Origin of the sequence: Flavobacterium nitrogenifigens (assembly GCF_003254565.1) — a bacterium.
GTDB classification, from domain to species: Bacteria; Bacteroidota; Bacteroidia; order Flavobacteriales; family Flavobacteriaceae; genus Flavobacterium; species Flavobacterium nitrogenifigens.
Genome location: NZ_QJRI01000174.1, coordinates 47,042 through 59,313, shown reverse-complemented (window position 1 = coordinate 59,313; position 12,272 = coordinate 47,042). Strand labels below are relative to the sequence as shown.

12 protein-coding genes are annotated in these 12,272 nt (G+C 34.1%); 10 read left to right on the top strand and 2 right to left on the bottom strand.

Annotated features, from left to right (window positions below):
• The first annotated feature begins 237 nt into the window (after positions 1 to 237).
• Positions 238 to 465, top strand: a complete 228-nt coding sequence (locus DM397_RS11310; RefSeq protein ID WP_111377641.1) for a CDGSH iron-sulfur domain-containing protein — start codon at positions 238 to 240, stop codon at positions 463 to 465.
• Between the two features lie 132 nt (positions 466 to 597).
• Positions 598 to 1,737 carry a DinB family protein gene (locus DM397_RS11305; protein WP_111377640.1) on the top strand — a complete coding sequence of 380 codons (1,140 nt, stop codon included), beginning with the start codon at positions 598 to 600 and terminating at the stop codon, positions 1,735 to 1,737.
• Between the two features lie 40 nt (positions 1,738 to 1,777).
• Here DM397_RS11305 and DM397_RS11300 read toward each other — a convergent pair whose 3' ends face one another.
• Both DM397_RS11300 and DM397_RS11295 read right to left on the bottom strand, forming a co-directional pair.
• A complete protein-coding gene (locus DM397_RS11300; protein WP_111377639.1) occupies positions 1,778 to 2,680 on the bottom strand; it encodes a PhzF family phenazine biosynthesis protein in 903 nt (300 codons plus the stop codon).
• Positions 2,681 to 2,960: 280 nt separating this feature from the next.
• Positions 2,961 to 3,410, bottom strand: a complete 450-nt coding sequence (locus DM397_RS11295) for a protease complex subunit PrcB family protein (protein ID WP_111377638.1) — start codon at positions 3,408 to 3,410, stop codon at positions 2,961 to 2,963.
• A 318-nt stretch (positions 3,411 to 3,728) separates the two neighbouring features.
• Here DM397_RS11295 and DM397_RS11290 point away from each other — a divergent pair, with 318 nt between their 5' ends.
• The 8 genes from DM397_RS11290 to mgtE all read left to right on the top strand — a co-directional run bounded on the left by DM397_RS11290 (position 3,729) and on the right by mgtE (position 12,206).
• Positions 3,729 to 4,268 (top strand): DMP19 family protein, encoded by a 540-nt coding sequence (locus tag DM397_RS11290; RefSeq protein ID WP_111377637.1) that lies wholly within the window; start codon positions 3,729 to 3,731, stop codon positions 4,266 to 4,268.
• Positions 4,269 to 4,343: 75 nt separating this feature from the next.
• A complete protein-coding gene (locus DM397_RS11285; RefSeq protein ID WP_111377636.1) occupies positions 4,344 to 5,267 on the top strand; it encodes a hypothetical protein in 924 nt (307 codons plus the stop codon).
• Positions 5,268 to 5,427: 160 nt separating this feature from the next.
• Positions 5,428 to 6,699, top strand: coding sequence for a serine--tRNA ligase (serS, locus tag DM397_RS11280; RefSeq protein ID WP_008465517.1), 1,272 nt, complete (start codon positions 5,428 to 5,430; stop codon positions 6,697 to 6,699).
• 85 nt (positions 6,700 to 6,784) lie between these two features.
• Entirely contained in the window at positions 6,785 to 7,618 is an 834-nt protein-coding gene (gene lgt / locus DM397_RS11275) for a prolipoprotein diacylglyceryl transferase (RefSeq protein ID WP_111377635.1), read from the top strand.
• Between the two features lie 112 nt (positions 7,619 to 7,730).
• The gene (locus tag DM397_RS11270) at positions 7,731 to 9,512 is read left to right on the top strand and encodes a tetratricopeptide repeat protein (RefSeq protein WP_111377634.1); all 1,782 of its coding nucleotides are present in this window, start codon (positions 7,731 to 7,733) and stop codon (positions 9,510 to 9,512) included.
• Between the two features lie 130 nt (positions 9,513 to 9,642).
• Positions 9,643 to 9,954 (top strand): DUF4286 family protein, encoded by a 312-nt coding sequence (locus tag DM397_RS11265; protein ID WP_111377633.1) that lies wholly within the window; start codon positions 9,643 to 9,645, stop codon positions 9,952 to 9,954.
• Positions 9,955 to 10,087: 133 nt separating this feature from the next.
• Positions 10,088 to 10,873, top strand: coding sequence for a 16S rRNA (adenine(1518)-N(6)/adenine(1519)-N(6))-dimethyltransferase RsmA (gene rsmA / locus DM397_RS11260; RefSeq protein WP_111377753.1), 786 nt, complete (start codon positions 10,088 to 10,090; stop codon positions 10,871 to 10,873).
• Positions 10,857 to 12,206 (top strand): magnesium transporter, encoded by a 1,350-nt coding sequence (gene mgtE / locus DM397_RS11255; RefSeq protein WP_111377632.1) that lies wholly within the window; start codon positions 10,857 to 10,859, stop codon positions 12,204 to 12,206. Before rsmA ends, mgtE begins: the two co-directional genes overlap by 17 nt.
• Positions 12,207 to 12,272 lie beyond the last annotated feature (66 nt).

Below are 12,272 nucleotides of genomic sequence, written 5' to 3'. Positions count from 1 at the left end.
TTTTGTAGAATCATTATAATGACATCCAGCTAAAGCTGGACGCAATTCAAAAATCATTTGCGTTTCGGCTCGTGATAACTATCGGGGTTGTGAGATTATTTTCAACTTAATAAAAACACTTTGCGTCTTAGCGTCTTTGTGGCAAGACAAACATAAAATAGAACCAGTTTAAACTACGTTTCGAGTTTATAAATAAGAATATAATTCGCAATCTTTGCGCCCGAAAAAAACAAATTTATGAGCAAGACAAAATTAATCATCAATAAAAACGGATCAATCAAAATTGAAGGCGATTTTGAAATCATGGATCCAGAAGGAACACTTTACGGTTTACAAGGAAGACAAGCATTAGGACTTTGCCGTTGCGGACATTCTGCAAACAAACCATTTTGCGATGGAGCGCACAGAAATAACTTCGAACACGATTCAAAAGCGTTCGATTTACCGCCAATGAAAACGAACTAAGAAGTTTTTCTAGTTTTAAATATTTTAAACCGTATCCTGCCTGATACGGTTTTTTTATGAAGTTTTTTTTGAAAAGTAAGTTATTACTTAGGAAAACAATATTACATTTACAGTAACATTAATTTTCCAAAAATGAAAAAGCTAATAATGCCACTACTGTTTTTGTTTTTCAGTGTAAATTATGCTCAAACGCAAAAAGTAATTTCTAGTGATTGGACATCTTTCAATCAAACAATTGATATTCAGACTAAAGTCAAGAAGAAATTTAAAGTAATAGCTTCGGTTAAAGTTGAAACTTCAGAACCAAATGCGTGGGCGGGAGTTTGGGCGCGTGTCGATACTAAAAACGATGAAGAAGGCTTTTTTGATAATATGCAAGACAGACCAGTAAAGTCTAAAGAATGGAATTCTTATACTGTAGAAGGAACTTTGGATGCCAATAGTAAATCGGTAAGCTTTGGAGGCTTGTGCATTAATAACGGAAAATTCTATTTTGATAAATTTGAATTATTGATCGAAAATGATAAAGGAATTTTTGAGCCTTTTACAGTTTTAAATTCAAGTTTTGAAACTCCTGCAAAAAATGGAGATATTCCGAAATGGAGTTTAGGAACATCAAAAGATGCAATAGTTAAAGTTAAGGAATATAAAATCACTTCTGATAAATCAAGTGTTGACGGAAAAAGCAGCATATTATTGGAAGGAACTGGAATTAAGCCACGTCCGCAAGCAAGAATTGGAAATGTTGAAGGTGCTTCTCCAAAAATAGCTGACATGATCTCGATGCTCGAAGATTTAAAAGCTCGTGTAGAAAGAACGGTGAAAAACATGAGTCAATATGAAATCGATTATCTTCATGATGAAGAAGCAAATCGAATTGGAGCTTTGGTGATGCATTTGGCCACAGCCGAAAAATATTATCAGGTTTTTACTTTTGAAAACAGAGATTTTAATGAAGAAGAAAAGAAAATTTGGAACAACGCTTTAAATCTTGATCAAGGTGGACGAGACGAGTTTAAAGGACATCCTATTCAATATTATTTAGATATTTATAATGAAGTAAGAGCAAAAACCATTGAAGAATTAAAGAAAAGAGACGATGCTTGGTTTGCCGAAGTTCAGTTAAAATATGATATGACCAATCAATATTGCTGGTTTCACGTCATGGAGCATCAATCGAGTCATTTAGGTCAGATATTGTTTTTGAAAAAACGAATTCCGCCAGAACAGAAAGAGCAGAAGAAAATCTTGCCACAGGAAATTAAGAAATAATAAAGAAGCCACATCTTCATCAAAATGTGGCTTCTTTATTTTATATATAAAGTTCTCCCTTCATAGTAATAATCGAAGAACCGCCCACCAGAATATCTTCTTCTCGATTCACAACTTCAATCATTGACGGCTGTTTTAATTTTACACCCTGAAGAATTTTATATTCCTTATCCGATTTAGTGAATTTTTTTTGTGTTAAAAAACCAATTAAGGGGCCCGCTGCGGTTCCTGTTGCTGGGTCTTCGTTAATTCCTATTATAGGATTAAAAAACCTTGTTTCGACTATATGATCTAGACCTTCTTCGGCTGGAGTGAAACAATAAAAACCTTCAAAATCATACTCTTTTGAGATTTCAATTAAAAGCTGGTTGTCGGGAGTAAAACTGTTAAGGATTTGACTGTTTTTTATAGGAACCATTGTATGCGTGACTTCTGTTTTAACTATTGTTGGCACAAAAGCATTTACATCCAAATCTTCAATTTTTAGACCTAAAGCTACTGCAATTTTATACGTTGGAATTTCTTGTTTGATTACTGCAGATTTTTGATGCATTTGAACAATTGGAGAAAGAGTCTCAGGATCAAAACTTACTGACAGCGGAATTGCCGAATGGTTCATAATTACAAAAGGTTCGCTTTCATTTTGTTCATCAAAAATTGGAATTCCCTTTAAAAGTGCGCCACAGACTGCGCCCAATAAATTATGGCCAGCACCGTCAATTTCGATTCCGGTTGGGGTAAAGGAACGAACCATCAGCGATTTTTCTCTAGCGGAATAATACACAAAAGAAGTTTCAGAATAGCGAAATTCCCGAGAAATATCTTGATACGTTTCTAGTTTTAAATTCCCATCTGTAAAAACTACCGAAAGGGGATTTCCTTTATAACTCTCATTTGAGAATACATCTAAAACGTAATATTCTAATACTTTTCTTTGGATCATATTTTCTGATTTTGAAGCTTAGTCGATTCTGAATGCAATAAAATTAATGTTTATTATTGTATTTTAGATATAAGCTTTACTTTTCAATAACCAAAACAGATATTTTGTGAGTGCAATATATCATAGTATGCTATGTTTGATAGCAATAAAAGCAGATAATAAAAAGTTTTACTATTATTCTAGCTGTACTTTTTACTTTATTTTGAGGATTATTTAATATTGAATAGCAGTAAAAAAGAAATGTAATGACTGTATTATTTACTGTGAAATTAATTGAAGATTACTGCTCAAAGATCACTTTTTTGTCTGTTTTTGCTGTTTTCACAATGTCGTACGGTCTTGAAGATTTTTTAGTAAGATTTCCGTTTTTCAGCTTTTCGACTTTTACAATTATAGTATTGCGGTTTTCGGTCATTTCTACAATATCAATCGAATGTCCGTCGTTGGGTTGTGTTTTATCAATTACGGCGATAACTTGATACTGGCTAAAATCAATAGTTGTTTCTTTAAAATCTTTTGCTACATCGCTAGTGATGTTCATTTCTTTCTTAAAGTTATTCCAGGTTTTAGCGTCTTTAATTACCAAATGTCTTTGAGCAATGCTTTGACCATTAGAAAAAGAATCTCCTTTACCCACAGACGCAAAAGGCACATCAGACTGTGGCAATTCATCATTGTCGCAGCTGGCCAGCAAAAGCAGGATGCTAAATAGTAGTAAGATCTGTTTCATGTTTTTGGTTTTAGCTAGGAGAACTTCGGTGTAAAGTCTTATTTCTTAAACAGATATGCCTTTTTATAAATGGTTGCTTAAAGGTAGTCAATTTTTGACCAACTTTTTAATTTAAATTGATAACGTTGATTTTTGTTAAAGATTGTAAGGTCAAACGTAGAAAAAGCAGAAAAATTGTGTTTCGTCTAATAAAGAGTATTGTATTGGTGTTTTTGGATATTAAAACAAGAAAAAATAACGCAAATTAAACAAGTTTGAAAAGGAACATTCAATTATTTCCCGCAACTTTGCAGAACAATCTTTTAAATAAAAACTCAAATGGAATTCGGTAAAATCATTATTTCAGAAACGGCGGCAAATAGCGAAAATCCTCAGGATATTGTAAATTCAAATATTTCGGTAATCAATTTAATGCGCGAAGAAAAAATAGACGACGATTTAATTCACGAAGATGCTTTAATGAGTTATTATTTAGATTTTTATGCTTCTAAATATGCCGAAGGAAATTTTTCGAAGTTTGTTCATGATTCAGGTTGGAATAAAGAACTTAATGAACTAATAGAAGAAGGTTTGGCTTTAATTGGTGCCGAAAAGCATTTGGAATTGTTTAAAGAACAATGCCGTAAATTACGCTTGCAGAGCAACATCAAATTAGGGAAATTTCTAAAAGAAAAATATGATGCACCAAACACTTTCAAAGACGTGCTAAATAACAATGCTTATTTTGAATTGGACGAAAATCTGGCGGAATTGAATGCCGCATTTTTAAAATCGCATCCTGATACAGAAGTACTTTCGGTTGAAGAAATGTTTAAAACACTGGAAGAGTTTGTTGGTCACGAAATTAAGAGAGATTAAATTTTTGTTTTTTTGCTGAGGTTTGTAAGAAAATTATATATTTGGAATGCCCTAATTTCTAACAAATCAAAGCCTATGAAAAAAACGATTCTTATAAGTACCGTTTTGATGTTTTTATTTTCCTGCGGGAAAAATGAAAAAGTTAAAAACGATGCCGAAACTCAGTATGAGGAACTGCTTTCAGAAACACAAGCTCATCTTGGTCATAATAAAAAGCCGCTAAGAAAACTCATTTTTAAAAATCTGGATGAGATTGAAGATTCTAAAGAAATGAATTTGAATCTGCTCTCAAAAGTGGCATCAAATTTAAAAATCAAATATTCAGATATTAAAATGAAAGAAACAAGCTCTATCAATTACGATGAGCAAACTGTTTTTTTTGTGCTCACAACTGTTTCACACGAAAAAAAAGCATTTAGAACCAGTGATGATGATGAAGAGTTGGGGAATTATTTTCAACGTAAATATTTGTTTGTAAATCGTGAAGACGGAAGCATAATTGCTGAAGAGTTTGATGATAATTTAGGTTATTATGATAATGAAGCGATTCAGTTTTCGAAATCGCATATCTTGAAAGATCTGGTTTTTCTAAACGAAACTACTCCAGCAATTGCTTTTTATACCGAAGCCAACGCGAGCAGCCGAATTGTTTTATATTCGGAGAAAAAATTTACGTTAATAACTTTGGTTGATAATGAGATAAAAAAGGTTTTATACGAATACCCAATTCGATTGACCAATGGCGATTCTAACGGAAGTGGAACTTTTGAGATAGAAACATTAGAAACCGGAATGAGTCTTTCAGATCATAAAACCAATGGTTATTTTGATTTGATCATATCTAAAAACTTTTATTACGAAGAAGCTATAGAAAGTGATGTAGTAAATGGTAGTGAAGAAAAAAGTGACTTGAAAATTAAAAAAGAATTAGAAAAAATCAAGTATAACGGGAGAGAATACGCTTTTCATAGAGACGACAAGCATCGTTTTCTTGAGTAAATTTCCTCAATTTCTAAATAACAATCAAAGGCACTTTTACAGTGCTTTTGCTGTTTATAGGAGATTTCGGTTTTACTGCAAAACTTTGACCTAATGTTAACAAACATTTCCTTAAATTTGCTTCCGTTATAAAAAATACAATAGTTATAAAAATCAAGCTATGTTACAAATTGCATTTATTAGAGAAAATCAAGAGAAAGTAATCAAAGCTTTAGCAAAACGAAATATCGATGCTAAAAGCGTTGTTGAAGAGGTGGTTCAATTAGACGAAAATCGTCGTGCTGCACAGGTGGAATTAGACAATACTTTATCAGAATCTAATAAATTGTCCAAAGATATTGGTGAATTGATGAAAGCTGGAGAGAAAGCCAAAGCCGCAATCTTAAAAGAAAAAACCGTTTCACTAAAAGAAAAAAGCAAAGAACTGAGCGAAAAAGCTGAAGCTTTGGCTGTTGAGTTAACCAATAAATTATACACATTACCAAACCTTCCGGCAGATATTGTTCCTGAAGGAAAAACCCCAGATGATAATTTGAATGTTTTCCAAGAAGGAGATATTCCAGCTTTGCATGAAGGTGCACAGCCTCACTGGGAATTGGTTAAGAAATACGATATCATTGATTTTGAATTGGGTGTAAAAATTACTGGTGCAGGATTTCCTGTTTATAAAGGAAAAGGAGCAAAGCTTCAACGTGCTTTGATCAACTACTTTTTAGACAAAAATACCGCTGCAGGATACAATGAAGTTCAAGTGCCGCATTTGGTAAATGAAGCTTCAGGTTACGGAACTGGACAATTGCCAGACAAAGAAGGACAAATGTACCACGCTGGAATTGACGATTTATATTTGATTCCAACGGCTGAGGTTCCGGTAACCAATTTATTCCGCGATGTAATCTTGAACGAAAGCGAATTGCCGGTTTTACAGACAGCGTATACGCCATGTTTCCGTCGTGAAGCAGGTTCTTACGGAGCACATGTTCGCGGATTAAACCGTTTGCACCAATTTGATAAAGTAGAAATTGTTCGTATCGAGCATCCAGACAATTCTTATGCCGCGCTAGACGGAATGGTGGAACATGTAAAAGGTATTTTGAAAGAATTAAAATTACCTTACAGAGTGTTGCGTCTTTGCGGTGGCGACATGGGATTCACATCTGCTTTGACTTATGATTTTGAGGTGTTTTCTACAGCACAAGATCGTTGGTTAGAAATCAGTTCTGTTTCTAACTTTGAAACTTTTCAGGCAAATCGCTTGAAATTACGTTTTAAAGATAAAGATGGAAAAAACCAGCTGGCACATACACTTAACGGAAGTTCATTAGCGCTTCCACGTGTTTTGGCCGGAATTATTGAAAATTACCAAACTCCAGAAGGAATCGTAATACCAGAAGTTTTACGTCCTTACTGTGGATTTGATATTATAAACTAAAAAAATATAGTTTTTAAGATATAAACCTAACAGGCTTTTAAAACCTGTTAGGTTTTCTTAATTTATAGAAATTAAAAAACGGAGTATGATGAATGGAATTTTAAACTGGAACGTAGATCCTGTTATTTTCTGGATTACAGATAGTTTTCCTTTAAAATATTACGGAGCTCTTTTTGCCTGCGGACTTCTTTTGGGCTTTTATATTGTTAGAAATATTTATAAAAAAGAAAATCTTTCGCTAGATAATCTCGATACGTTACTGATTTATGTAATTGTCGGAACCGTTTTAGGTGCTAGACTTGGACATTGTTTCTTTTATGAACCAGAGTATTTCTTAAAACATCCGATAGAAATCCTTTTACCGATTCAGAAAATAAAAGGAGTTTATCAATTTGTGGGTTATCAAGGTTTGGCAAGTCACGGAGGTTCTATTGGAGTTCTTACGGCAATGATTTTGTACTGCCGAAAATACAAAGTGCAATTTTTAGGGCTTTTAGATAAAATGGCTGTTGCAGTTCCTGTAACGGGTACATTTATTAGATTGGGAAATTTTATGAATTCTGAAATCTATGGAAAACCAACCAACGGAAATTGGGGAGTAGTTTTTGAAAGAGATGATTTGATTCCGCGACATCCAACACAATTGTATGAAGCATTTGCTTATTTACTGATTTTCGGAATACTGTTTTATATGTACAAATCAGAAAAAATTAGAAGTGCACAAGGATTAATCTTCGGAACTTTCTTAACTTTATTATTTACAGCTCGTTTTATAATTGAATTTTTTAAAGAAAATCAAGAAGCTTTTGAAAACAGTATGCTGATTAATATGGGACAGATTTTAAGTGTTCCGTTTATTTTAATTGGTTTAGCTCTGATTTTTTGGAAAACTAGAAAAGTCCCAGTTTACAGTAACTAAAAAAGTCTCAGTATACAGTGACAGTTTACAGTTGCTGAAGACTAAAAATTTTCCAGTTTGCAATTTCAGGTATTGACTGAAAACTGCGACTGCGACTGAAAACTTAAAAAATATGAGAAACATATTGATTTGTATTGTTTTGTTGTGTTCTGGTTTTGCGTTTGCACAAAACGAGCAGCTTGCACAATATTATTACGATAAAGGAGACTTTGATAAAGCTAAAATCAGTTATGAAGAGCTTTTGAGAGGTGCGCCATCCAATACACAGTATTTTTTAAGAACGGTTGATTGCTATCAGCAACTGCAGCAGTTTGCCAATGCAGAAAAAGCAATTCAAGATCGTTACAACCGATATAAACAAGGCGTTTTCTTGGTTGAATTAGGATATAATTTTCAGTTGCAGAAAAACGATTCGAAAGCTAAAAATTATTACGAACAGGCAATCGAAAAAATAAAGGTCAATCCGAATGATGTTTACGGAATTGCAAGTTCTTTCGAGAAAAAAGTTCTCTTGGAATATGCTTTAAAAGCATATCAAACGGCAATGCAGGTTCAGCCCAATTTTAATTTCAATTTTCAAATCGGAATGCTGTATGGACAGTTGGGGAAAACCGATTTAATGATTGATTTATTATTGACGGAATCTTTCACAAATCCGCAAAACACGAATCTGATTCAGACACAATTGTCAAGATTCATGAATGGTGAAACCGATAATACGGCTTTTAAAGATGCAATGCGAAAAGCCTTAATCTTAAGGACTCAAAAAGATCAAGATGTTTTCTGGAACCACTATTTAAGCTGGTTTTATGTACAGCAGAAAGAATTTGGAAAAGCCTTTATTCAGGAAAAAGCCATTTACAAACGCGAACCAGAATCGTTAATGAGTATTGTCAATTTGAGTCAGTTTGCAATGAATGAAAACGATGACCAAACAGCTGTTGAAATCCTGAATTTCATTCTTCAAAACACCAAAGATGTAGGCTTGCTGATTCAGTCTAATGCTTATTTAATGCAAATAAAGATCGATAATGCACAGGAAAAAGACTATCCGTTAATCGATCAGGAATTGAAGCAATTGCTGGCTACTTACGAAATCAGTCCTTTTACCTTATCTTTGCAAATCATTCAAGCGCATTTTTTGGCTTTTAATTTGAAAAAGACAGAAGAAGGAAAGGCAGTAATCAAAAAGGCTTTAGAATTAAATCTAAACGAATATCAAAAAGCCGACGCCAAAATGGAACTGGCAGATATTTTGCTTTTAGAAGAAAAGTACAATCAGGCGCTTATTTATTATTCGCAAATTCAATTGGATTTAAAGAATGATGTAATGGCGCACGAAGCAAGTTTAAAAGCAGCCAAAACAAGTTATTACAAAGGCGATTTTGAATGGGCAAATAAACAATTTAAAGAATTAAAAGCGGCAAATACGCAGTTAATCGCCAATGATGCTTTAGAATATTTTCTTTTGATTAATGATAACACCGCTGCAGACTCGACTCAAGTGGCTTTAAAAGCATTTGCAAAAGGCGATTTTTTGATTTATCAGAATAAAAAACAAGAAGCGATAACTCAGTTTCAGAATATTTTAAAGACCTATAAAGGTCAGGAAATTGAAGCGGTAACTTTGCTTCGTTTAGGAAAAGTTTACGAAAGTCAGAAGGATTTTGCTTCGGCTTTAAGCCAATACCAGCAAATCATTGACAATCACAGCGACGGAATTTATGTTGATGAAGCACTATTTTTCTCAGCAGAGATTTACAACGATGAACTAAAAGATACGGAAAAGGCAAAGCCTTTATATGAGAAGGTGATTTTTAATCATCAAGACAGTATTTACTTTGTTGATGCCAGAAAAAAATATCGAGAGTTAAGAGGGGATAAGAATTTATAAATTCCAATATTTTAAATTCCAAATTCCAAAGAGAAAAGAATTAATAATGAGATTGTTTTGAGTTTCGAGAGAAACCTCAGAACCTTAGTCCCGATAGCTATCGGGATAGCATCTCAGAACCTTAGAAAGAATGATTATTTACAACGTTACCACAAATATACACGAAAGCGTTCATGACCAATGGTTAAAATGGATGCAGGAAAAACACATACCAGAAATTCTGGCTACTAATAAATTTTCTTCAGCACGAATAGTAAAAGTTCTAGTTGAAGAAGAAATGGGCGGAATTACATATTCTGTACAATATATAACAGACAGTAAAGAAACTCTGGAGAAGTTTTATGTCGAAGACGAGCCTGAATTTCACAGAGAAGCTTTGGGTTTATTTGCTGATAAAATGCTTTCTTTCAGAACAGAATTGGAGGTTATTTCGGAGCATTAATATTTAGTGTTCAGTTTTCAGTAATTAGTATTCAGTCAAAAGAAATTAAATCTTTGTGTCTTTGTCCCGATAGCTATCGGGATTGTGGCAAAAAAAGAATACTTTTGCAGCCTGGTGGCAAACAAGAAATGAAATGGAAAAAGTAAAAGCAAAAAAACATTTAGGACAGCACTTTCTTAAAGACGAAAGCGTCGCAAAAGCTATTGCGGATACTTTGACTCTTAAAGGATATGAGGAGGTTCTGGAAATAGGGCCAGGAATGGGTGTGCTTACTAAATATTTACTTGAAAAGCCAATTACTACACACGTTATTGAGATCGATACCGAATCGGTAGCGTATTTGGATGCGCATTATCCAAAATTAAAAGACAAGATTATCTCTCAGGATTTCCTGAAGTATAATATAAATGAAGTTTACCAAGACAAACAGTTTGCTATAATAGGCAACTTTCCGTATAATATTTCTTCTCAGATTGTTTTTAGGACATTAGAACTTAGAGACCAGATTCCGGAATTTTCTGGAATGTTCCAAAAAGAAGTAGCCGAGCGCATCTGCGAAAAGAAAGGCTCAAAAACATACGGAATATTATCAGTTTTAGCTCAGGCTTTCTATGATACAGAGTACCTGTTTACGGTTAATGAAAACGTTTTTATTCCTCCGCCCAAGGTGAAATCGGGTGTGATGAGAATGACCCGAAAGGAAGATTACAGTCTTCCTTGCAGCGAAAAGTTATTTTTTACAGTTGTAAAAACCGCTTTTCAGCAGAGACGAAAAACATTACGTAACAGTTTGAAAACATTAAATTTATCAGACAATTTGCGAGAAGACACTATCTTTGATAAACGTCCGGAGCAGCTTAGCGTCGATGAATTTATTGAACTAACTCTAAAAATAGAAACCGATGGAGTTCAAAGTTAGTAAAGAATTTATACACCAGCTAGAAGAGCTGATCAACAAGAAAAACGACAACGAATTAGAAGTTTTACTTAATGATTTGCACCATGCTGATATTGCCGAAATTTTAGACGAATTAGATTTCGACGAGGCAACCTATATCTTTAAGGTTTTAGATAGTGATAAAACAGCCGAAATTCTTCTTGAATTGGAAGAAGATCTGCGTGAAAATATCTTAAGCCGACTTTCACCAAAGGAAATTGCAGAAGAGCTTGATGAGCTTGAAACTAATGACGCTGCCGATATTATCGCCGAACTTTCGCAAGAAATTAAAGCGGAAGTAATCTCAGAGTTAGTTGACGTTGAACACGCCAAAGACATTGTTGATCTTTTGCGTTATGACGAAAACACGGCTGGTGGTTTGATGGGTAAGGAGCTTGTAAAGGTAAATGAAAATTGGAACGTTTTGACCTGCGTTAAAGAAATGCGAATTCAGGCAGAGAATGTTTCTAGAGTACATTCTATTTACGTAGTTGATGATGAAAACCGACTAAAAGGAAGACTTTCCCTTAAAGATTTATTGACTTCTTCGACCAAAACTCAAATTGGCGATGTTTATATCCGAAAGTTAAATTTTGTAAAAGTAGATACGGAAGATGTTGAAGTCGCTCGTATCATGCAGAAATACGACTTAGAGGCTATTCCGGTTGTTGATGAATTAGGACGATTAGTCGGAAGAATTACCATCGATGACATTGTAGACGTAATTAAGGAAGAAGCCGATAAGGATTACCAGTTAGCTGCCGGTATTACCCAAGACGTTGAATCGAATGACAGCGTTTATGAATTGACAAAAGCACGTTTGCCTTGGCTTTTGATCGGAATGGTAATCGAAATTGTAGCATCTTTTGTTTTGAAAGGCAACGAAGCAACTTTCCAAAAATATTCTACATTAATCATATTTGTGCCGTTACTTTCTGCAACTGCAGGAAATATTGGCGTTCAGGCTTCGGCAATCGTTGTACAAGGTTTGGCAAATGGAACACTGAAAGATTTTAGCCGCGGTTATTTTACCAAAGAAATTACCGTTTCGATGATTTCTGGAAGTATCATCTCATTTCTTTTATTGTGTTATCATTCTATCATGTATCAGCAGTATTTAGTGGGGTTTGCTATTTCAATTTCGATGATTGTTGTAATTCTTTTTGCTGCAACTTTAGGGACTTTAGTGCCACTTTTCTTGAACAAAAACAAAATTGACCCCGCAATTGCGACTGGTCCGTTTATCACAACGACCAATGACGTATTCGGAATCATGTTATACTTTGGAGTAGCAAATTTGATTCTCGGATTCTAGATTTTTGCCACAAATTACCTTTTTACAGTGATTTAAAATCTCTAAAATCTGCGTAATTTGCAGGCG

What these genes read in the sequence shown, in the direction of transcription:
- DM397_RS11300 (WP_111377639.1), bottom strand. Translation starts at nt 2,680, where the DNA reads ATGATCCAAAGAAAAGTATTAGAATATTACGTTTTAGATGTATTCTCA.
- DM397_RS11285 (WP_111377636.1), top strand. Translation starts at nt 4,344, where the DNA reads ATGAAAAAAACGATTCTTATAAGTACCGTTTTGATGTTTTTATTTTCC.
- DM397_RS11305 (WP_111377640.1), top strand. Translation starts at nt 598, where the DNA reads ATGAAAAAGCTAATAATGCCACTACTGTTTTTGTTTTTCAGTGTAAAT.
- DM397_RS11265 (WP_111377633.1), top strand. Translation starts at nt 9,643, where the DNA reads ATGATTATTTACAACGTTACCACAAATATACACGAAAGCGTTCATGAC.
- DM397_RS11295 (WP_111377638.1), bottom strand. Translation starts at nt 3,410, where the DNA reads ATGAAACAGATCTTACTACTATTTAGCATCCTGCTTTTGCTGGCCAGC.
- rsmA (WP_111377753.1), top strand. Translation starts at nt 10,088, where the DNA reads ATGGAAAAAGTAAAAGCAAAAAAACATTTAGGACAGCACTTTCTTAAA.
- mgtE (WP_111377632.1), top strand. Translation starts at nt 10,857, where the DNA reads ATGGAGTTCAAAGTTAGTAAAGAATTTATACACCAGCTAGAAGAGCTG.
- serS (WP_008465517.1), top strand. Translation starts at nt 5,428, where the DNA reads ATGTTACAAATTGCATTTATTAGAGAAAATCAAGAGAAAGTAATCAAA.
- DM397_RS11310 (WP_111377641.1), top strand. Translation starts at nt 238, where the DNA reads ATGAGCAAGACAAAATTAATCATCAATAAAAACGGATCAATCAAAATT.
- DM397_RS11270 (WP_111377634.1), top strand. Translation starts at nt 7,731, where the DNA reads ATGAGAAACATATTGATTTGTATTGTTTTGTTGTGTTCTGGTTTTGCG.
- DM397_RS11290 (WP_111377637.1), top strand. Translation starts at nt 3,729, where the DNA reads ATGGAATTCGGTAAAATCATTATTTCAGAAACGGCGGCAAATAGCGAA.
- lgt (WP_111377635.1), top strand. Translation starts at nt 6,785, where the DNA reads ATGATGAATGGAATTTTAAACTGGAACGTAGATCCTGTTATTTTCTGG.